Origin of the sequence: Haemophilus sp. HMSC071C11, assembly GCF_001837655.1 — a bacterium.
GTDB lineage: Bacteria > Pseudomonadota > Gammaproteobacteria > Enterobacterales > Pasteurellaceae > Haemophilus > Haemophilus influenzae.
This window is the reverse complement of record NZ_KV833449.1, coordinates 1-21,769: the sequence shown is the minus strand read 5'-3', so window position 1 is coordinate 21,769 and position 21,769 is coordinate 1. Positions and strand designations below refer to the sequence as shown.

Below are 21,769 nucleotides of genomic sequence, written 5' to 3'. Positions count from 1 at the left end.
GCGAGTTCGAGCCTCGTTTCCCGCTCCAATTTCACATTATAAAAGCATTATTGCGGGAATAGCTCAGTTGGTAGAGCACGACCTTGCCAAGGTCGGGGTCGCGAGTTCGAGCCTCGTTTCCCGCTCCAAATTTCAATCCTTAGCCAAAAGGCTGGGGATTTTTTCTATCTACAAAAATAGATCATCAAAATGTTAAAAAGTGCGGTGAATTTTCTCAAAAAATAAAGGCTTGTGATTTAATAACACAAGCCTTTATTTTTATGCTTTCTTCAACCGTTTGGCACGACGTTTCATTCTTCTTACCCAACGGGTAATTCGCCATGCATGCGTAATTGAATAGACATAAAGGAAAAATAAAATGAAAAAGCCAACAAACATCGCCCATTCATTCACATAATAAACTTCCCCTAAAATACCGATAGTTGCACAAACTGCAGAAACAAACGTAATCAATAAAAAGGCTTGTCTTGATGTTAAACCCGCTCTTACCATTAAATGATGAACATGTAAACGATCTGGACGGAATGGGCTTTTACCTTTACGTACACGGCGATAAATAATCGCAACCATATCAATCAAAGGAATCGCAATAATCCAAAGTGCGGTTACTGGATTCATAGGATGCCCTTTTCCTTGCGTACTTAATAACAAAATCCAAATAATGGTAAAGCCAATTAATGTACTCCCGGCATCCCCCATAAACACCTTATATTTTGGTCCAAATGGAATCCCTAGATTGAGCATCAAATAAGGTAAAATCGATACGATTAAAGCAAAACTCCAATGCGCCATATCCATTTGCCCATCTCGATACATTAAAATACCAATCGCCGCAAAAGAAACACAAGAGAGTCCCCCAAGCAATCCATCAATACCATCAATCATATTAAAGGCATTAATAATCGCAATAGTGGCAAAGACGGTAATAATCAAACCAATTGAACCAAGCGTTAATTGGAAAGGCCCTAAAATTTGACCAAGATGATCAAGATAAATATTCCCAAGATCGATCATTAAAATCGCCAATATTGCTTGAATGCCTGCTCTTAAAAAAGGGCTAATATCAAAGCGATCATCTAAAATCCCAATCGCCAATAAAACAAAAATACTGAACAAATAAAGATACGGTAATCGAAGTTGATCCCATTCCATCAGATAATAGCAAAGATTACCAACAAAAAGCGATACGCCACCGATTAGTGGAATTGTGCCTTGATGACGTTTACGATAGTTTGGTTTATCGACTAATCCAATCCAATTGGCAAGTGGTCGCATCACAATCAATGTTAAAAACGCGCCAAGAAAAGTAACAAAAATACTCAGCATAGTGTGACCCTAAAATTTTTTGTAAAGGATAACATAAGGCAAATTTACCTAGAAATATATTTTTATAAAAAGGACTATCCAATATTTCGATACAGCACGTTACGTAATATTTCTCTTTGTTGAGAATCCAGAGCTTGCCCAAATTGGTTCGTCAAAATAAAAAAATCCTCGGCTTTTTCGCCTACGGTGGTAATTTTCGCATTTAATAAATTTAGATTTAACTCAGTAAAAATCTGGCTCACTTGGGCTAATAACCCTGCTTTATCCAAGGCAACCAGTTCCATTTGAGTATGTTCTTTTTTGTTTTCCTGTAAAAAACGCACGTCGGTTTGTACAGTAAAATGTTGAAGCTGGCGATTAGGCACAATAGAAAGTGCGGGCAATTTTTCACTTTGAAGGGCTAATGTTAGGGCTTGCTCTAATTCTCGGCGACGATCAAATTCAACCAATTCTCCGTTAAGTTCTGTGATGATAAAGCTATCAAAAACATAACCATCTTGTGTCGTAATAATCTGTGCATCGTGGATACTGAATTTTTTTGCGCCAATGGTACTCACCACTTTATTAAATAAGTGCGGTTGGTCTTGGCAATAAATAAACACTTCTGTGCCGCCAAGTGAAAAGCGATTACTAATTTTCACTAATAATGCCTCAACGAAATCCACCAGCAAACTTGTATGCCACGCAATTTGTTTTGGCGTATTACGCACAAAATAATCTTCTGGACAACGAGCCCATAATTGCTCAATCGAAATTGGCGTAATATCAGAATAATCCCGCATTAAAATTTGTTGTGCAAGTTTTCGGTTTTCTGCCGATTTTTCTGAATAATCAAGCAATTCTTTCATGCCTTGTGAAAATTGCCGTCCTGTAAATTCATATAAAGAGGCAAAAAGCGAACGTTTCCAGCTATTCCATAAATTACCATTGGTTGCACAAATATCCGCCACCGTTAAACAGGTCAGATAATCTAATCGAACTTGATTTTGCACGGCTTCCGCAAAATTCATGACGACTTCAGGATCATGAATATCACGGCGTTGCGCCGTAATTGACATCAGCAAATGGGATTTTACGAGCCAAGCAAGGGTATCAATTTCTCGACGATCTAAACCATGTAATTGTGCAAAGTCTGCAATATCCACAGCACCAAGTTCTGCGTGATCACCACCTCGCCCTTTTGCAATATCGTGGAACAACGCCGCAATATAAAGCAAAGTGCGGTCAGAAAGTTGGCTAAAAATTCGATGAGCAATGGGATGTTCTTGCGCACTTTCCTGTGACAGAAAACTTTCCAATTTCAACATCACGCGCAATGTATGCTCATCCACCGTATAAATGTGGAACAAATCAAATTGCATTAAGCCCTCAATGGCTTGCCATTGCGGAAGATACGCAGTTAATACACCATATTGGTGCATCGGCATAAACGCACGTTTAATTGCATTAGGTTGATTAAATAAACGTAGAAATTTTTCCCGAGCGGCAGGAATTTCGCATAATTTTTGTGATAATTGATCTAAGGAAATTTGTAATTGACGCAAAGTATCAGAATGAATATTGGCATGTTCGTACTGCGTTAAATAAAAGAATAGATCTAAAATTCGCGCTGGTTTTTCTTGAAAAACAAAGCTATTACGCAAACATAAGCATTGGTTAATCAGTTGAAAATCATCGTCTAATTGGTCAATTACAGTATCCTGATTTGATGGAAGCACATTTTCTCGATAATGCTGAATCAGTAAATTACTAATCAGCGAAATTCGGTGCAATGCTTGGAAAAAACATTTCATCATTTTTTCCACAGCTGGATTGCCTTCCCCTCGGAAACCCAATAATTCACTGACTTTAATTTGACGATCAAACAACAGACGATTATCGTAACGTTTCAAAATCAAATGCAAAGCGAACCGCACTTTAAATAAAAATGCACGACTTTCTTGTAGTTGCTGATATTCTTGAGGATAAATAAAACCACTTTGTAAAATAGCCTCAAGGGTCAAAGCCCCAGAATGGCGCAACGCCACCCAATACAACAAATGCAAATCACGCAAGCCTCCAGGGCTGTACTTAATATCTGGCTCAAGGTTATAAGCCGTATTGTGATAACGCTGATAACGTTCTATTTGCTCTTGCACTTTGGCATTAAAAAAATCTTCTTTCGACCAAAAATCTGCACGTTTTACCAATTCATTTAATGCATCAAAGTGCGGTCGATTTCCAGCAAGAAATCTTGCTTCTAATAAATTGGTGGCAATCGTAATATCTTGTTTCCCTTCCGATTCGCATTGTTCTAAGGTTCGAACACTATTTCCCACCTCAAAACCGCAATCCCATAAAAACTGGATAAATTGAGTAATCTTTTCTTCAATCTCAGGGCTTGGGGTTTGCTCGACTAAAATCAAAAAATCTAAATCCGACAAAGGAAACATCTCACGCCGTCCATAACCGCCCACCGCAATTAAAGCAATCCCCAGTTGTTCACTTAATTCTATTTCCTGCCAAAGTTGAATCAATAAGGCATCATAAAAATCACAGCGATTTTCAATAAGCTCAAAAATGGAATAACGAGAAAAATTCTCGAGCTCAAATTGCTTGAGATTTTCTCGTTCAATTTTGACCGCACTTGGCGTTAAAGGAGAAGATAGTGTCGGAGAAAACAGCATATGAATTGCCTTTTGTTAGATCGAAGTCGTTTTATTATAAAGAAAAACAAAAAGGGCGTATATCTACGCCCTTATCTTATAATTTTATGTCAATTACACATTCACCATAATCCGCGAAATTCGACCTTCTGCAATTTCTTCATCGCGGATAGTCATTACTTCACAACCAGTTTCCGTGACAACAAGTTGATGTTCGTATTGTGCTGAATGGCTGCGATCTTTGGTTTTTACTGTCCAACCATCTCCCATTACGCGCACTTCTTTTTTGCCTGCGTTAATCATTGGCTCAATAGTAAACACCATTCCGGGTTTTAAAATCACGCCGCCATCATCGGCGTAATAATGCAATACTTGAGGTTCGCAGTGAAATTCCGTACCAACGCCGTGTCCGCAATATTCACGCACAACGCTGAAAGTCTGGCTTTCCGTATATTTTTGCACGGCTTTACCTATTTCATTTAAACGAATATCGGGTTTTACAGTGCGTATCCCAACATATAATGCTTCTTGTGCCGCTTCCACTAATTTTTTACTACGAATATTCGTTTCGCCACCCACGATATACATTTTTGAGTTATCGCCAAAATAACCGTCTTTAATCACGGTAACATCAATATTCACAATATCGCCATTTTTTAACACTTTATCGTCACTTGGAATACCGTGACAAACGACTTCGTTAATGGAAATACAGGTCGCCTTTGGGAAACCGTGATAATTCAAACACGCAGGGATAACCTTTTGTTCATTTACCATATATTCATGGCAAATGCGATCAAGTTCGCCTGTGGTTACGCCTGCTTTTACGTAAGGTTCAATCATTACCAGCACATCGGAAGCCAATTTGCATGCCTCACGTAACTTTACAATTTCTTTTTCAGTTCTAATTGGAATAGCCATTTTTATCTCACTTTTTTGAAAAAACTTTGCGAGATTATAGCACGATTTCTAGGAAAAAACTGGATTGCACTTGAATGGAGTAAAGGGTTATTAGATAATGGCGGGATTGAAATTTTAGGAAAGTAGGAAATAGTTATGATAGATGATATGGCGGTGCCACTGACATTTACTGATGCAGCGGCAAATAAAGTAAAAAGTTTAATCAGCGAAGAAGAAAATACTAATTTGAAATTACGCGTGTATATCACAGGGGGTGGTTGCAGCGGTTTCCAATATGGTTTTACCTTTGATGAAAAAGTCAATGACGGCGATTTAACCATTGAAAAATCAGGGGTTCAACTTGTGATTGACCCGATGAGCTTACAATATTTAATCGGCGGTACAGTCGATTATACTGAGGGTTTAGAGGGTTCACGTTTTACTGTAAATAATCCAAATGCTACCAGCACTTGTGGCTGTGGTTCATCCTTTAGTATCTAAGATGGATTTTCAATTTACACATTATCAAGGCAATGTATCCGTCAAATGTTCGATGGAACACATTGCCCTTGCTAACTGGTTCAACACAGAAGTGCGGTCAAATTCAGACAAGATTTTAACCGCACTTTCTACTGCAAAATCACTTATTGAAAATCAAGAAAAAGTCTTAGTCGGTGCGGAATATACGTTATTTTTAAATGCTGATGAAGTAATGGTGCGCGCCAACAATCTCGCCATTGAATCAGATGAAATTTTAGAACAAGATTTCCATTATTATGATGAAGAAAGCCTTGCTTTTTGCGGTACGCAAGATTTTATTCATTTTCTCCAATCTTATGTTGATTTTATTGCTTAACTCACTATGACTTCTCAACACTCCGCTAAAAAATCATCGAAAAACACGCCAAAAAATAACCGCACTTTTAAAGGTTTTTTACTTAAATTTAGCTTCACTGCACTTGTCTTAACGATTTTTTACGGCGGTTATCTCGATTGGCAAATTCGTTCTAAAATGGACGGTCAAATTTGGCATTTGCCTGCGGAAGTTTATAGTCGCTTAGAAAGTGTGAAAATTGCCGATAATCTCGCTTTTGATGAAGTCATTCAAATTTTATTAGATAACGAATATCGCCAAACTACAATGGTTGCCGCACCTGGCGATTTCAAATTAGAAGATGATAGCATTGTAATACTTCGCCGTGCTTTTCCTTTCCCCGATAAAGCAGAGCCTCAGCGAGTTTTGCGCTTGCGTTTTAGCCATAATAAGTTATCTCGCATTGAAGATTTAGTCACAGTCAAAACTGTTGATGAATTTCGTCTTGCACCAAAGTTGATTGCGATGTTGCAATCAGACAACGAAGATCGTTTAGCTATTCCTTTACAAAATTATCCCCGTTTATTAATTGATACATTAATTTTAACGGAAGATCGCCGCTTTTATGAACATAATGGCATTAATCCAGTGGGGATTTTACGCGCATTAATTGCGAATATTCGTGCAGGTCAAACGGTACAGGGCGGAAGTACGCTCACTCAACAATTAGTCAAAAATTTATTTTTATCGCGCGAACGCACCATTACACGTAAAGCCAACGAAGCCTTGATGTCATTGGTTTTAGATTGGCGTTACGATAAAAATCGCATTCTCGAAACCTATCTTAATGAAATTTATCTCGGGCAAAATGGCGATACGCAAATTCACGGTTTTGAATTAGCCAGCCAATTTTATTTTGGTCGTTCGATTCGTGAAATTAGCTTAGATCAAATTGCCCTTTTAGTGGGGATGGTCAAAGGCCCTTCACTTTATAATCCTTGGCGTAATCCACAAAACGCACTCGAACGTCGCAACATTGTTTTAAGGCTAATGCTTGAACATAAAATGATCGGCGATGAACTTTATCAATTATTAAGTCAGCGACCTTTAGGTGTGCAAAAGAAAGGGCAAATCTCGCGTAAATACCCTGCATTTATTCAAACTTTACAAGCAGATTTACGCCGTGAACTGGGCGAACACAAAATATCCAGTTTACTTGGCGCACGTATTTTTTCCACAATGGATTTAAAACAACAAGCTCAAGCAGAAAATGCAGTGGTCAATACCGTTTCGCAATTACAACTGAAAATGAAAAATCCCCATTTAGAGGGAGCGATGATTATAACGGATTATCGCACAGGCGAAATTCGTGCAGTAGTTGGCGGTTTACAAACGCAATATGCAGGCTTTAATCGTGCATTAATGGCAAAACGTCAGATTGGTTCTTTAGTAAAACCTTCTATTTATTTGACCGCACTTTCTAACCCAGAACAGTTCCGTTTGAATACCCCAATTAATAACCAACCAATAACAATTAATGTCAAAGGTAGCCCGCCGTGGCAGCCACGCAACTATGACAAAAAATATAGTGATTCAGTAATGTTAATGGATGCCTTAGCCCGTTCTTTAAATATTCCCACTGTAAATATTGGTATGAAAGTTGGCTTGAGCAAAGTCATTGACACGCAAAAAGCGATGGGCTGGGACAACGTGGAAATTCCTAAAGTGCCTGCGATGTTGCTCGGTTCTTATAGCATTTCGCCTTATGATGTCACAAAACTTTATCAAACCCTTGCCAATCAAGGTGGGAGAATTGCGCTTACAACCGTCGATAGTATTGCAGATCGTCAAGGTAACCTAATTTTTCAACACGATAAAAGTGCAAAACAAGTGGTGCCACAAGAAGCGGCATTCCAAACCTTATTTGCAATGCAACAAACTGTTGAACGTGGTACAGCTCGCAGTTTGCAAAAGGATTACGCTGATTTACATTTAGCAGGCAAAACAGGCACAACCAATGAATCACGCGATACGTGGTTTGTGGGAATTGACGGAAAAAATATCAGCACCGTCTGGCTTGGTCGCGATGATAATGGCGAAACAAAACTGACTGGTGCTTCTGGCGCATTGCAAATTTATAAAGATTATTTAAACCGTACAAATATTGAAAAATTAGCAATTACTCCCCCTACAACAGTGAAATGGGTGGGGATAAATCAATACGGTGACTGGGATTGTGAGAGTTATCGAACAATTCCTGTTTGGCTAAATAATGGTCAGAATTTCTGTGGCGAAACATCATCTCCCTCTCTCACGCCAACAACTGAAACAGAAACACCACCACAAGAAAGCCTGTGGGACGTATTGGATAATCCCAATCCACCCGCTCAATAATTAAGCCGTAGGATTTACTAAATTTCCAATAATAAACATTTTCCCCCTATACTTCCCCTAACATTTCAGAGGATTTTTATTTCTTTTTAAAAAATAGCAAACGTTTGCTTTATTTGATTTAAAAGTGCGGTACAATACGCACCAGTTTTTACTTTCATACAGGTGCAAAACAATGACACAACAACTCCCCATTTTAAGTCTAAAAAAAATATATTCAGGCAAAGTACGCGATCTCTATGAAATCGATGATAAACGCATGCTAATGGTTGCTTCTGACCGCTTATCTGCCTTTGATGTTATTTTAGATGATCCCATTCCACGAAAAGGCGAAATCCTAACTCAAATTTCCAATTTTTGGTTTAATAAACTTGCTCACATTATGCCCAATCATTTCACTGGCGACAGCGTTTATGATGTGTTACCAAAAGAAGAAGCGGATTTAATCAGAGATCGCACCGTCGTGTGTAAACGTTTGAATCCCATTAAAATTGAATCTATCGTACGTGGTTATTTAACTGGCAGTGGTTTAAAAGATTACAAACAAACTGGCACGATTTGCGGATTAAAATTGCCTGAAGGCTTGGTGGAAGCGAGTAAATTACCCGAAGCTATTTTCACGCCATCAAGCAAAGAAGAAGTTGGCAACCACGATATAAATATTAGCTATGCAGAATGCGAAAAACTTATCGGAGCTGATTTAGCCGCACAAGTAAAAGAAAAAGCTATCGCACTTTATACCGTGGCTGCAGAATATGCACTCACTAAAGGGATTATTATTTGTGACACAAAATTTGAATTTGGTTTAGATGAAAATGGCACGCTCACTTTAATGGACGAAGTATTAACGCCAGATTCTAGCCGTTTTTGGTCTGTGGATACTTACCAAGCAGGAACAAATCCCCCATCATTCGATAAACAATTTGTGCGCGATTGGTTAGAAAATAGCGGCTGGAATAAACAAGCTCCCGCACCAAAAGTGCCAGAAAATATTATTCAGAAAACCGTTGATAAATATCAAGAAGCACTGGATTTATTAACAAAATGAAAATTAGGATTTTTTATGCACAAAGCTAAATAAAGATTTTTGCTTTTAATGCACAAAACACTAGACAAAGAGGAAAAGTGCGGTTATACTCTATCGAATTTTTATTCACAAAAATCGATTATTTATTCAATTCTAATTATTAGTAAGGAAAATATATGTCAAATACTATTCTACAGAATTTACCTAAAGGACAAAAAGTAGGGATCGCTTTCTCTGGTGGTTTAGACACTAGTGCAGCATTACTTTGGATGCGTCAAAAAGGCGCAGTGCCTTATGCCTACACCGCTAATTTAGGGCAACCCGATGAAGATGATTACAATGCAATCCCTAAAAAAGCCATGGCGTATGGTGCTGAAAATGCTCGATTAATTGATTGCCGCTCTCAACTTGCTCATGAAGGCATTGCCGCAATTCAATGTGGTGCATTCCATATTTCTACAGGCGGCATTCCTTACTTCAATACAACGCCTCTTGGTCGCGCCGTAACAGGCACAATGCTTGTAGCAGCAATGAAAGAAGATGATGTAAACATTTGGGGCGACGGCTCCACTTTCAAAGGGAATGATATTGAACGTTTCTATCGTTATGGTTTATTAACGAACCCGAATTTAAAAATCTATAAACCTTGGTTAGATGTACAATTTATTGAAGAACTTGGCGGTCGTTTAGAAATGTCTCAATTTCTTATTGAAAATGGTTTTGACTATAAAATGTCCGTTGAAAAAGCCTATTCCACTGATTCCAATATGCTCGGCGCAACCCATGAAGCAAAAGACTTAGAACAATTAAGCACAGGAATGAAAATTGTTAAGCCGATTATGGGTGTCGCATTTTGGGATGAAAAGGTTGAAATTAAACCTGAAACAGTCACAGTCACTTTTGAAGATGGCGTGCCTGTGGCATTAAATGGCAAACATTTTGATAATGCTGTTGATCTTATTCTAGAAGCCAATCGTATTGGTGGGCGTCACGGTTTAGGAATGTCAGACCAAATCGAAAATCGTATTATTGAAGCCAAATCTCGTGGTATTTATGAAGCACCAGGAATGGCATTATTGCATATCGCTTACGAACGTTTAGTCACAGGTATTCACAATGAAGATACCATCGAACAATATCGTATTAATGGCATTCGCTTAGGTCGTTTGTTATATCAAGGTCGTTGGTTTGATCCGCAAGCATTAATGTTGCGTGAAACAGCACAACGTTGGGTGGCAAAAGCAATTACAGGCACAGTAACCCTTGAACTTCGTCGTGGTAACGACTTCACAATTTTAAATACCGAATCGCCAAACTTAACCTACGAAGCAGAGCGTTTAAGTATGGAAAAAGTGGAAGATGCGCCATTTGATCCAGTTGATCGTATCGGTCAATTAACAATGCGTAATTTAGATGTATCAGACACCCGAGGTAAACTTGGCATCTATGCACAAACAGGTTTATTAAGCGCAATTAAAGATTCCGTATTGCCACAATTAGGCAAAAAATAAATAATAAAATCTGCATTTCAATGACTGATATTTAACATCATGAAATGCAGATCCTTTCACAAAATATTAGTTAGCTAAAAAAACTAGAAATATAAGAAATAATCGTTTTTCCACTTAATATTGCCATAATAATCACAACAAACCAGCCTGAAAAAGCTAAAAAAACAGGGTGTTTATAAGTGCCAACAATATCACTTCTGTAAGCAGCTAACAAAATTAATGCCAATGCAATCGGCAATATTAAGCCATTTAATGTTCCCACAAAGACTAATACCGCAGCAGGCTTTCCCACAGTGACTAAAACAACAGTAGAAATCACAATAAAAGCAATAATCCAACGATTACGATTGCGTTCAATGGTTGGACAAAGGGTCGTTAAGAAAGAAACTGAAGTATAAGCCGCACCAATAACAGATGTGACAGACGCTGCCCAAATAACCACTCCAAATAACACTTGACCAAAATTGCCTGCTACATATTCAAAAGGCGTTTCAGCTGGATTTTTAGGATTAAGAGACACACCTTTTGACACCACGCCAAGCACCGCAAGAAATAATACAACACGCATTGTTGAAGCAATTAAAATGGCTGATACAGAACTACGGCTCACTTCAGCCATTGCTTTTTCGCCTTGAATGCCCGCATCTAATAAACGATGCGCGCCTGCAAAAGTAATATAACCGCCTACGGTTCCCCCCACTAATGTAACAATAGCAATAGGATCAATTTTTTCTGGAATAAAGGAATGATACGCTGCTTCAGCCACAGGTGGTTCAGTTTTAAACATTACATAAAATGTGAGCGCAACCATAATAAAGCCCATTAATTGCGCAAAACGATCCATTAATAAGCCTGCTTCTTTACGCAAAAAAATCAAAATAGCAATAATACCACTAATCACTGCGCCCATTTCTGGTGCTATACCAAAAATAGAATTTAAACCAAGCCCCGCGCCGCCAACATTGCCAATGTTAAAAGCCAGCCCGCCCATCACAATCAGCGCAGCAAGAAAATACCCTGCTTTCGGAAAAACCGCATTAGAAATATCTTGCGCGCGTTTGCCAGACACAATAACAATTCGCCAAATATTAAGTTGAGCCCCAATATCTAACAAAATTGATAATAAAATAACAAAGCCAAAACTCGCTAATAAAGTATTTGTAAAGGTTGCGGTTTGAGTTAAAAATCCAGGGCCTATGGCGGATGTCGCCATTAAGAAAGCTGCCCCTAAAACCGCATTTCGTCTGTGAGTAATTGATGCCATAAAGCACCTCCATTGTTAAGTTGATGTTATGTGTTTATTCGGCTTATGCCGTTATTTTGATATGATTTTTTTCTAATTCTTCCACAATGCGTTTAGCAAATTGTAAAGAATGTTGATTATCGCCGTGTAAGCAAATACTTTCTGCTTTTACAGGCACAAGGCTTCCATCAATGGCATTGACTTGCCCCTTTGTTACCATTTGTAACACTTGTTGAATGGCTTCCTTATCAGATTCCACCATTGCATTTGGTTGAGAACGAGGCACCAAACTCCCATCAGGCATATAATGTCGATCGGCAAAAACTTCAGAAATCGTTTGCAATTTTTCTTCCTCTGCGATGCGCAACATTAAACTGCCTGCTAACCCCATTAATTTCAAATTCGGATCAAATTGATAAACGGTTTGTGCAATTACACGCGCTATTTTTTCATCTTTTGCTGCTTGGTTATATAACGCACCGTGAGGTTTAACATAACTAATTACCGCCCCCTCGCCATCACAAATCGCTTTTAATGCCCCCAATTGATAACGCAAATGTGCGATTAATTCCTGTGAAGACAACGCCATTGCCGTACGACCAAAATTTTCGCGATCAGGAAAACTAGGATGTGCACCAATACGCACCTTATTTTCTTTCGCAAATTTGACCGCACTTTGCATTTCCTTTGCGCCCCCAGCGTGTAAGCCACAAGCAATATTTGCAGAAGAAAGCAACTGCAATAAACTTTCATCAAAAGGAAAACCCTCTGCAATATCTGCATTTAAATCAATTTTTTTCATCAACAATTCTCCTAATTTGATCAAGGTATATTTCATTTTTACGGCGTAATTTAGCAGCCTCTTGTAAGCTAACCGCTTCAAATTTAATCGTTGAACCTAAACGTACCTGTGCCAAAGCCCCAAGATCAGCATCAATCACATTAGCGATTTTAGGATAACCGCCTGTGGTTTGCGCATCAGCCATCAAAATAATAGGCTGACCACTTGGTGGAACTTGCACACTACCAAACTGAATGGCGTGAGATAGCATTTCCAACGGCTGCTTTAATTCTAATGTCTGACCTTGAAAACGATAACCCATACGATCACTGTTACTTTGCAACGTCCATTCATTTCGCCACCAATAATATTGGGATTTTCGTTTAAACGCCTGATATTCAGAAGATGGCAAAGCACGAATAACATCTCGAAGCGGAATCGGTGCAATACCAATTTCGCTACGCAAAATATGATCATTTGCCGTTTGTAGTTGATCGCCCGCCTGCAAACAACGCCCCTCAATGCCCCCTATTTCCGCTCTCAAATCCGTGCTGCAAGAATTCAATGCTTGAGGCAAAACAAAACCACCTTGAACACATAAATAACCATACATTCCAATTTTTGCACGTGTCATTTTTAATATTTGACCTGCTCGCACTTGATAACGCCAATAAGCAAAAACGGGCTTATCATCTAACATCATTTCATAAAAAGCACCAGTCACACAAAAATTCATATCTTGCTGAAATTGCAATGTAATACCGCCTAAAGGCACTTCAATGGCAGGAACATTCTCTGCATTGCCCAATAAAATATTGCCTGCGCGTAATGCTAATTTATCCATTGCCCCACAATGGCTAATGCCAAATCGGCGTAAACCAAAACGCCCTAAATCTTGAATGGTGGCGCGGGATTTCACATCAAGAATATCAATCATAGTTCAATCCCATCCACAATAAATTTCACAGTATCGCCAGCTTGTAATAAGGTTGGTTGTGCTTGATTTTTATCAAAAAGTGCTTGTTTAGTATAACCGATCAACTGCCACCCACCTGGCGAAGAAAAAGGATAAATCCCCGTTTGCGCACCCCCAATACCAACAGAACCAGCAGGAACAACCGTTCTTGGCGTGGCGCGACGCGGCGTGTGTAAATTTTCAGGTAAACCACCCAAATAAGGAAAGCCCGCTTGGAAGCCAATCATATACACAGTATAAATAGGCTCACTGTGCATCTGAATAATCCGCTTTGGTGTTGTCTGATGAAATTTCGCTACATCAGATAAATCCTGACCTCGCTCTCCCCCATAAATAACAGGAATTTCAATATGACGCCCTTGAAAATCCGATACTTTCAACTCAGCCCAAAGTTGTTCTAAACGTTGCACAAGCGGCTTAAAATCCACGAAAAAATCGGTAAAAACCGTAAGATTATTCATTCCCAAGACAACTTCTACAATATCTTGTTCTGATTGCAATTGACGAGCAAACGCCCATAATTGGCGTTGTTGTTGAATGGAAGCTGGGGGTGGCAAGAGCAAACCACCGCCGATTCACTGATCGGAACGATATTCATAAGATACCCTTTATATGATGTTATGTGATTTGTTATTTTTTTGTTACAGCTCTTTTAAAGGATATTTATAGGTTTTGTCAAGTCTTTATTTTTTATTTAAAATAAGGTTTAGGTTTGTTTATCTTTTATTTCTTTTTAGCAAGAAAAAAGATTAATCTTGACCCATTTTAGGTGTTTTTTGTTGAAAAGTGCGGTAAAAATTAAAAGAAAAACCTGCTTTCTGGCATTGAAAGCAGGTTTTAGGCAAAAGGGAACGGCAATTTATTGAAGTATTTCGCCCACAATACTGCGAGTTGCTTCTTTCACTTCTGTGAGTTTCACTTTCACAATGTCGCCTATTTTGTAAGTGCGTTCGCCTTTAATATAAAGGGCAATCTCATCTGAATTCACCTGCATTTCTTCTTTATTATTATGTAAAGTGGACGCAGGTATAAACATTGAGGCGCCATTTTCTAATAATTGCACACGTAATCCACCACGCATTACATCTTGCACTTCTGCATTAAATTCCACATTTTCAGCCACTTTCGGTGCAAGATAACGGCAATATAGCCAATCTGCAATATCACGTTCTACGAGGCGATTTTGGCGGCGAGCCTCTTGCAAACGTGCCAACACGTCATTTTGTGTTTTTTCATAAGGCTGTTTTGCCAGCACGGCTTTGATTAAGCGATGATTAACCATATCTGAATATTTGCGGATGGGCGATGTCCAAGTGGCATAGCCTTCTAAACCAAGACCAAAGTGCGGTGCTAATTCTGATTTAAATTCGGCGAAAGTTAAATAACGGCGTAAACGCAGTTCTAAATAATCGCTTTCGATGGGTTCAATATCGTGGCGCATTTGGCAATAGCCGTTTAAGGTTGCTAAGTTTTCTACTGAATAACGTTCTGCCAGTTCAGTTTGATTTTGTTCATTGGCTAAATTTGCCATTAAGAAATGGTGTGCGTTCTCTAAGAATTTTTTATCAAAACCGCTGTGGGTGTTGAAAATGCCTGTTTTTGCCTGTTCGTGTAAAAATTGTGCGGCGCAGATGTTGGCAATAATCATTGCTTCTTCCACAATTTGATTGGCAATGCGGCGATATTCTGCTTTGATTTCTTGCACTTTGCCGTTTTCTGCCAGCACAAAGGCATAATCGGGTTTTTCTTTAAAGAGTAAGGAATGGGTTTTGTGCCATTGAATGCGGGCTTTGGTAAATTGATGTAGCCAGTGAATTTGTTGTGCTGTTTCTGGCGTTTCTGGCTGCCATGCATTGTCTGCCTGTTCTAAATAATCCGACACTTTGTTATAAGCCAGTTTGGCTTTAGATTGTACATAAGCGGAAACAAAATGCGGTTTGGCTGTGATGTTGCCTGCAAGATCGGTTTCGATATAACAGACAAGTGCGGGGCGGGTTTCATTGGCGATTAAGGAACATAATTCATCGGATAATTCACGGGGTAACATTGGAATGTTAAAGCCCGGTAAATAATTTGTGAAGCAACGCTGTTTGGCTTCTTGTTCAATTTGAGAATCTAAGGCGATGTAAGCGGTTGGGTCAGCAATGGCGACCACTAATTTCCAGCCTGTTTGTGTGCTGTTTTGTGCTATGGGTTCGATATATAAGGCATCGTCCATATCCATTGTGCTTTCGGAATCAATGGTTACAAAATGAAGTGCGGTCAGATTTTCGCGTGTTTTTTGATCTAACATTTCATAATGTTCTGCGCCTTGCACGGGATAGCGCGATTGTTCGTGGCGTGCCAATGTGACCCACCAAGGGGCTAATTCATCGTCAGCTCGGCAAATAAACTGATTAATTGTGGCGTAGAAAAAGCGATCGTCACGTAATGGATGGGTTTTTAAATTTGCGACGACCCAGTCGCCCTCTTGCAATTCTTCTTTTACCGATTTCGCCTGTTGTGCACCAATGGGTTGATTAATGCTTGGGTGATCCACCAGCACTTGTAATTTCTTGTCTTTATTGAACCGCACTTTTGCGATAAAACGTGTGAGCATTGGCTCAATTAAGGCTTCTGGCTCGGCTTGTTCTTTGTCGCCTTGTTTTTCAATAGTGGCTTTGATTTTGTCGCCGTGCATCACTTTTTTCATTGATGGCGGTGCGATGAAATAGGTTTTTTTATCGCACTCTAAAAAACCGTAGGCTTTATCTGTGCTTTTTACCACGCCCTCAACCTGTTCTTTGCTGTCGTGGATTTGTTGTTTAAGTTGTGCGAGTAGAGGATTATCTTGAAACATAATTATCTTGAAACATAGTTATTTTGAAACATCGTTATATTTTAAAAAAGCGAAAAGGCAGACTGAAAAGCCTGCCTAAAAAAGAATGTAAGAAAAATTATTCTTCGCCTAATTCGCCCATTGCAGTGATGCTGAAACCTGCATCAACGTGAACGATTTCGCCTGTAATGCCCGATGCTAAATCAGAGCATAAAAATGCCGCTGAGTTACCCACATCTTCGATAGTGACAGTGCGACGTAATGCAGCCGTTTTCTCAAAGGTGGAAAGCATTTTTTTGAAGTTTTTAATGCCTGATGCGGCTAAGGTGCGGATTGGGCCTGCAGAGATTGCATTCACACGAATACCTTCTTTCCCTAAATCAGCAGCCATCACGCGCGTTGCAGCTTCAAGAGAGGCTTTTGCTAGGCACATTACGTTGTAGTTAGGAATTGCACGTTCTGCACCTAAATAAGAAAGCGTTAATAATGCGGCATTTGGATTTAAGTAAGGACGTGCCGCTTGTGCCATTGCAACAAAGCTGTATGCGCTAATATCATGAGCGATACGATAGCCTTCACGAGTTGCCGCATTTACGTAATCGCCGTCTAATTGATCACCTGGTGCAAATGCGATTGCGTGAATAAAACCATCAAATTTATCCCAACGCTTACTTAATTCTGCAAAGCAGTTTTGGATGCTTTCATCGGTTGCCACATCTAAAGGAAGCACGATATCAGAACCAAATTCTTTGGCAAATTCTTCTACGCGCGGTTGTAATTTATCGTTTAAATAAGTGAAAGCAAGTTCTGCACCTTGTTCTTTCATTGATTTTGCGATCCCGTAAGCGATGGAACGATTGCTTGCAAGACCTGTGACTAAAATGCGTTTACCTGTTAAGAAACCCATAATTTTTCCTATGTTGTTAGCGTAAAAAACTTGCGTAGTATAAGCGAAAATTTGTCTTTGTACAAAGCAGACCAATATTTCTAAGAAAACCAACCGCACTTTATTTACAAATTCGTTTGAGCAAAAACCTAAAATCAGGGAAAATAGCCCACATTTTTAATTGAACAAAGAAGAAACAATGAGTTATCCATTAGAAGAAGTTAATAAACGTCGCACTTTTGCGATTATTTCCCACCCTGATGCGGGTAAAACAACGATTACTGAAAAAGTACTTTTATACGGCAATGCAATTCAAACTGCAGGTTCTGTAAAAGGCAAAGGCTCGGCGGCTCACGCGAAATCTGACTGGATGGAAATGGAAAAACAACGTGGGATTTCGATTACCACTTCTGTGATGCAATTTCCTTATAATAATTGTTTAGTGAATTTGCTTGATACCCCCGGACACGAAGATTTCTCTGAAGATACTTACCGCACTTTAACCGCTGTGGATAGCTGTTTGATGGTTATTGACTCTGCCAAAGGGGTGGAGGAACGTACGATTAAGTTGATGGAAGTCACACGTTTACGTGATACGCCCATTATTACGTTTATGAATAAACTCGACCGTGATATTCGTGATCCGATGGAATTGTTGGACGAGGTGGAAAATGTGTTGAAAATTCGTTGTGCGCCAATTACTTGGCCAATTGGCTGTGGGAAGTTGTTTAAGGGCGTTTATCATCTTGCAAAAGATGAAACCTATTTATATCAATCAGGGCAGGGTTCAACCATTCAGGCAGTGCGTGTTGTTAAAGGCTTGAATAATCCTGAATTAGATGTTGCTGTTGGCGATGATTTAGCACAACAGCTTCGTGATGAATTGGAATTGGTGCAAGGCGCAAGTAATGAATTTGAGCAAGATGCCTTTATTAAGGGCGAGCTTACCCCTGTATTTTTCGGGACAGCATTAGGTAATTTTGGGGTGGATCATTTTCTTGATGGCTTAACACAATGGGCGCCGAAACCGCAATCTCGTCAAGCGGATACAAGAACGGTGGAAAGTGCGGAAGAAAAATTCAGTGGTTTTGTGTTTAAAATTCAAGCCAATATGGATCCGAAACACCGTGACAGAGTGGCGTTTATGCGTGTGGTTTCGGGCAAATATGAAAAAGGGATGAAACTTAAACACGTCCGTATTGGAAAAGATGTGGTTATTTCTGATGCGCTGACTTTTATGGCGGGCGACCGTGCTCACGCCGAAGAAGCTTACGCTGGTGATATTATTGGTTTACATAATCACGGTACGATTCAAATTGGCGATACGTTCACGCAAGGCGAAACGCTGAAATTTACAGGCATTCCAAATTTTGCGCCAGAGTTGTTCCGTCGTATTCGTTTGAAAGATCCGCTTAAACAAAAACAACTGTTAAAAGGCTTGGTGCAACTTTCTGAAGAGGGTGCAGTGCAAGTGTTTCGTCCATTATTAAACAACGATTTAATTGTGGGGGCTGTGGGTGTGTTGCAGTTTGATGTGGTGGTTTCGCGTTTAAAAACTGAATATAACGTGGAAGCGATTTATGAAAATGTGAACGTTGCCACGGCTCGTTGGGTGGAATGTGCCGATGGAAAAAAATTTGAAGAATTTAAACGTAAAAACGAGCAAAATTTAGCCTTAGATGGCGGCGATAATTTAACCTATATTGCACCAACAATGGTAAATCTAAATTTAGCTCAAGAACGTTATCCTGATGTCGTTTTTTACAAAACTCGCGAACATTAAAATGACAAAGTGCGGTAAAATTCTACCGCACTTTTCCAGAAAAAAAGCGTTGAAATTTAATTCAACGCTTTTCTTTTATTTAGAGAGATTTTCTTGTTTTAATCGCCAAAGTTGATAAATATTTACCACAACTAAAAAGGCATTTAATAATGCAACGGGGTATGCTGTGATAATTACGCTGTAAATAACAAATAAAATCGCGCCGATACTATTTACAATGCGTAAATACACAATAGATTTAAATAAAAAAGATACAGCAACAAAAAAAGTCGCCATATAACCTAAAAACTCAATAAAATTAAAATCCATTATTTTGTTCTCTTTGATTAAAAATAAAAACGGTGGGTATGATAAAAGATTTTTAACGTAAGGAAAAGATAAGAAAAAGAAGCAACCGTTTGCAAGGGAAATTTATATAAAAATAAGTTGAACGAGAGCCATATAGAAAAGCGTACCAACAGCAATAGATAGAAACATATTTTTCTTCCAGAAATGTAAGCCAAGCACGACTATCCCTGCAAGCAAATCAGGAATACCGTGATAGCCAGTTAAAATCTCAATATTTTTATAGCAATAAACGACAAGCATACCAAACATTGCAGGGGGTAAAACTTTTCCAAGATAACGGATATATTGTGGAATGGGGCGATTAACAGGAAATACAAAAAATGGTAATAAACGTGTAAATTGTACCGCCACTATACAAATTCCAATGGTAATGATTTGTTCTGTTAATGTCATTTTAAAGATTCCAATTTTGTTTCTAATTTAGTTATGCGCATAGTTAGAATTAACCAAATGCCAATTAATGTTGGAATTAAAAAATATTCTTTTCCTATAATAAGTAAAAAAGCAAATGCAATCCCTAAACCTAAGAGAGAGCTTTCGTGGGATTTTTCTTTTAGCCAATTTTCTGCAAAAATAACTAAGAATAGTGCTGTCATTGAAAATTCCACACCTTTTAAATTAAAAGGTAAAACAGTACCAAATAAATTCCCCATTGCTGCGCCAAGTACCCAATAAATATGCAAATATAAGCTCACAAAAAACATATACCAACCTTTATCTAAGTGCTGTGGGATTTTTGCCATATAATTTAGGGAAAAAGATTCATCTACAAGTGTTGTGATTAAATACCAACGTTTTTTTCCTATATGTATGCCATATTTTTCTAGCATTGATATGCCATAAAAAATTTGGCGGGCACTAATCATTAAGGTAATTAATAATACGCTGATTGGAGAGAAAGGTGCAATAAGTGCGCCTGCTGCAATAAATTCAACAGAACCCGCATAAATAAGTAAAGCCATCAAAGTAGGATATAAAAATCCGAAACCAAGTGCTTTCATATAAATACCGTATGCTATGCCAAGAAATAAAAATCCTGCAATCATTGGTACGCTGTAGGGAAAAGCAGCCTTAGCCGCTTCAGTAATTGGGTTAGAGTGTTGATTTTGTTGAGATAAATTCATTAATTATGTCTATAAATTTAAAACAGAAAGTCCGGGTAAAGTTGAGAAACTTTGAGATTTGACTGTTTGATAAAAATCTTCTAAATAAGAAAGGGATTCATCTTCTTTGCGAATCGCCGCATATAGATTGCTATATAAACCTTCTTTTGTGACTTTTCTTGCCACGACATAACCCTTTTCCAAATAAGGCAGCGCAGCCCAATAAGGGATAGTCGCAATACCACGACGACTCGCAACAAGTTGAATCATTGCAATAGTAAGTTCTGTTGTACGGCGAGTAGGATTAATGCCTTTTGATTTAAGCACTTTACGCCATAGATCTAACATATCGTCAGGTACGGGGTAAGTTACCCAAGTTTCATCAATAAAATCTTCCGCTTCCCAAATATCTTTTTCTGCTAAAGAATGATTTTTTGAGCAAATCCCAACCATTTCATAAGAAAAGAGCGGTTTAAAAATGACATCATCATTATGCTCTATTTCTGATACTATCGCCCAATCTGCTCGATGGGAAAGTAATAAACCAACGGGATCAGTATGAAAGCCAGATACAATATCCAGTTCTACTAGCCCCCAATGCTGACGGAATTCATCCATCGCTGGCATTAACCAATCAAAACAAGTATGGCATTCCACCGCTATACGTAACTGTCCTGCATCGCCGTGTTTTACCCTTGCAAGATCACGTTCAGCATCAATCACTTTCGGCATTACTTCATTCGCAAGACGAATTAAACGCTCTCCCGCTGAAGTAAAACGAAGTGGATTACTTTTACGCTCAAATAAAGGCAAGCCAAATTGTTCTTCTATTAATTTAATTTGGTGAGAAAGGGCTGATTGGGTTAGATATACGTGCTTTGCAGCTAGAGAAACGCTGCCTGTCTCTTTTAAAGCCAATAAAGTTTTAAGATGTCTAAATTCTAGAAAGGTTGGTTTCATTAATAATATTCATATAAAATTAAGAATTAGGGAACCAGTATAATACATTAAAATTAGAAATATGCTAATTAATAAAATTAATTATTTAGATAATTATTTTAGTTAAAATACAAAACCCCAGTCCTTAAACTGGGGTTCTATATTTATTCTTTATCTAATTTGTTTAATTCTGTTTTTACTTAATTTAATTTTATCTATCTTAGATAAATTTATATTTAGATTTTTTATTTGGTAACCTGGCGGTGCCCTACTCTCAC

General features: G+C 38.6%; 18 protein-coding genes, 1 tRNA gene and 1 pseudogene. 7 read left to right on the top strand and 13 right to left on the bottom strand.

The genetic code is table 11. The features are described from left to right. The first annotated feature begins 52 nt into the window (after positions 1 to 52). Positions 53 to 128: transfer RNA gene (locus tag HMPREF2644_RS07925), tRNA-Gly, on the top strand. 130 nt (positions 129 to 258) lie between these two features. Here the strand turns inward: HMPREF2644_RS07925 and wecA are convergent. The 3 genes from wecA to map form a co-directional block, all read right to left on the bottom strand. Next, the gene (gene wecA / locus HMPREF2644_RS07920; RefSeq protein WP_005688044.1) at positions 259 to 1,326 is read right to left on the bottom strand and encodes a UDP-N-acetylglucosamine--undecaprenyl-phosphate N-acetylglucosaminephosphotransferase; all 1,068 of its coding nucleotides are present in this window, start codon (positions 1,324 to 1,326) and stop codon (positions 259 to 261) included. Between the two features lie 74 nt (positions 1,327 to 1,400). Continuing rightward, positions 1,401 to 3,992 (bottom strand): bifunctional uridylyltransferase/uridylyl-removing protein GlnD, encoded by a 2,592-nt coding sequence (gene glnD / locus HMPREF2644_RS07915; protein WP_011272763.1) that lies wholly within the window; start codon positions 3,990 to 3,992, stop codon positions 1,401 to 1,403. Positions 3,993 to 4,085: 93 nt separating this feature from the next. Beyond that, positions 4,086 to 4,892 (bottom strand): type I methionyl aminopeptidase, encoded by an 807-nt coding sequence (map, locus tag HMPREF2644_RS07910; RefSeq protein WP_005649958.1) that lies wholly within the window; start codon positions 4,890 to 4,892, stop codon positions 4,086 to 4,088. 138 nt (positions 4,893 to 5,030) lie between these two features. Between map and erpA the strand changes: the two genes are divergently transcribed. From erpA to argG, 5 genes are all read left to right on the top strand, one after another. Beyond that, a complete protein-coding gene (erpA, locus tag HMPREF2644_RS07905; protein ID WP_342666653.1) occupies positions 5,031 to 5,372 on the top strand; it encodes an iron-sulfur cluster insertion protein ErpA in 342 nt (113 codons plus the stop codon). Between the two features lies 1 nt (position 5,373). Continuing rightward, the gene (locus tag HMPREF2644_RS07900; protein ID WP_011272764.1) at positions 5,374 to 5,727 is read left to right on the top strand and encodes a YacL family protein; all 354 of its coding nucleotides are present in this window, start codon (positions 5,374 to 5,376) and stop codon (positions 5,725 to 5,727) included. Positions 5,728 to 5,733: 6 nt separating this feature from the next. Further along, positions 5,734 to 8,079 (top strand): penicillin-binding protein 1B, encoded by a 2,346-nt coding sequence (gene mrcB / locus HMPREF2644_RS07895; RefSeq protein ID WP_011272765.1) that lies wholly within the window; start codon positions 5,734 to 5,736, stop codon positions 8,077 to 8,079. A 172-nt stretch (positions 8,080 to 8,251) separates the two neighbouring features. Next, positions 8,252 to 9,124: a phosphoribosylaminoimidazolesuccinocarboxamide synthase gene (locus HMPREF2644_RS07890; RefSeq protein WP_005661057.1), complete on the top strand. Its 873-nt coding sequence runs from the start codon at positions 8,252 to 8,254 to the stop codon at positions 9,122 to 9,124. A 155-nt stretch (positions 9,125 to 9,279) separates the two neighbouring features. Next, positions 9,280 to 10,614: an argininosuccinate synthase gene (gene argG / locus HMPREF2644_RS07885; RefSeq protein WP_005688053.1), complete on the top strand. Its 1,335-nt coding sequence runs from the start codon at positions 9,280 to 9,282 to the stop codon at positions 10,612 to 10,614. A 70-nt stretch (positions 10,615 to 10,684) separates the two neighbouring features. Here the strand turns inward: argG and HMPREF2644_RS07880 are convergent, their stop codons facing one another. From HMPREF2644_RS07880 to HMPREF2644_RS07855, 6 genes and pseudogenes are all read right to left on the bottom strand, one after another. Continuing rightward, positions 10,685 to 11,878 (bottom strand): NRAMP family divalent metal transporter, encoded by a 1,194-nt coding sequence (locus HMPREF2644_RS07880; protein ID WP_005688055.1) that lies wholly within the window; start codon positions 11,876 to 11,878, stop codon positions 10,685 to 10,687. A 43-nt stretch (positions 11,879 to 11,921) separates the two neighbouring features. Beyond that, the gene (gene pxpA / locus HMPREF2644_RS07875; protein WP_005688057.1) at positions 11,922 to 12,659 is read right to left on the bottom strand and encodes a 5-oxoprolinase subunit PxpA; all 738 of its coding nucleotides are present in this window, start codon (positions 12,657 to 12,659) and stop codon (positions 11,922 to 11,924) included. Next, positions 12,646 to 13,575, bottom strand: a complete 930-nt coding sequence (locus HMPREF2644_RS07870) for a 5-oxoprolinase subunit C family protein (protein WP_011272767.1) — start codon at positions 13,573 to 13,575, stop codon at positions 12,646 to 12,648. Before HMPREF2644_RS07870 ends, pxpA begins: the two co-directional genes overlap by 14 nt. Beyond that, positions 13,572 to 14,212: pseudogene (pxpB, locus tag HMPREF2644_RS07865) on the bottom strand (5-oxoprolinase subunit PxpB). Before pxpB ends, HMPREF2644_RS07870 begins: the two are co-directional and overlap by 4 nt. Positions 14,213 to 14,473: 261 nt before the next feature. Continuing rightward, positions 14,474 to 16,453 (bottom strand): exoribonuclease II, encoded by a 1,980-nt coding sequence (rnb, locus tag HMPREF2644_RS07860; RefSeq protein ID WP_005688061.1) that lies wholly within the window; start codon positions 16,451 to 16,453, stop codon positions 14,474 to 14,476. 97 nt (positions 16,454 to 16,550) lie between these two features. Continuing rightward, positions 16,551 to 17,339, bottom strand: a complete 789-nt coding sequence (locus HMPREF2644_RS07855; protein ID WP_005649928.1) for an enoyl-ACP reductase FabI — start codon at positions 17,337 to 17,339, stop codon at positions 16,551 to 16,553. Positions 17,340 to 17,517: 178 nt separating this feature from the next. On the opposite strand from HMPREF2644_RS07855, the gene prfC reads away from it, so the two are divergent. After that, complete coding sequence (gene prfC, locus HMPREF2644_RS07850) at positions 17,518 to 19,101, top strand: peptide chain release factor 3 (protein ID WP_005688062.1); 1,584 nt, start codon at positions 17,518 to 17,520, stop codon at positions 19,099 to 19,101. A gap of 75 nt (positions 19,102 to 19,176) precedes the next feature. On the opposite strand, the gene HMPREF2644_RS07845 is transcribed toward prfC, so the two are convergent. The 4 genes from HMPREF2644_RS07845 to HMPREF2644_RS07830 form a co-directional block, all read right to left on the bottom strand. Next, positions 19,177 to 19,410: a YgjV family protein gene (locus tag HMPREF2644_RS07845; RefSeq protein WP_011272769.1), complete on the bottom strand. Its 234-nt coding sequence runs from the start codon at positions 19,408 to 19,410 to the stop codon at positions 19,177 to 19,179. Between the two features lie 102 nt (positions 19,411 to 19,512). After that, on the bottom strand, positions 19,513 to 19,842 hold the full coding sequence (locus tag HMPREF2644_RS07840) for a branched-chain amino acid transporter permease (RefSeq protein ID WP_005649924.1): 330 nt from the start codon (positions 19,840 to 19,842) through the stop codon (positions 19,513 to 19,515). Next, a complete protein-coding gene (gene azlC / locus HMPREF2644_RS07835; RefSeq protein ID WP_011272770.1) occupies positions 19,839 to 20,573 on the bottom strand; it encodes an azaleucine resistance protein AzlC in 735 nt (244 codons plus the stop codon). Before azlC ends, HMPREF2644_RS07840 begins: the two co-directional genes overlap by 4 nt. 9 nt (positions 20,574 to 20,582) lie before the next feature. Continuing rightward, positions 20,583 to 21,512: a LysR family transcriptional regulator gene (locus tag HMPREF2644_RS07830; RefSeq protein ID WP_011272771.1), complete on the bottom strand. Its 930-nt coding sequence runs from the start codon at positions 21,510 to 21,512 to the stop codon at positions 20,583 to 20,585. Positions 21,513 to 21,769 lie beyond the last annotated feature (257 nt).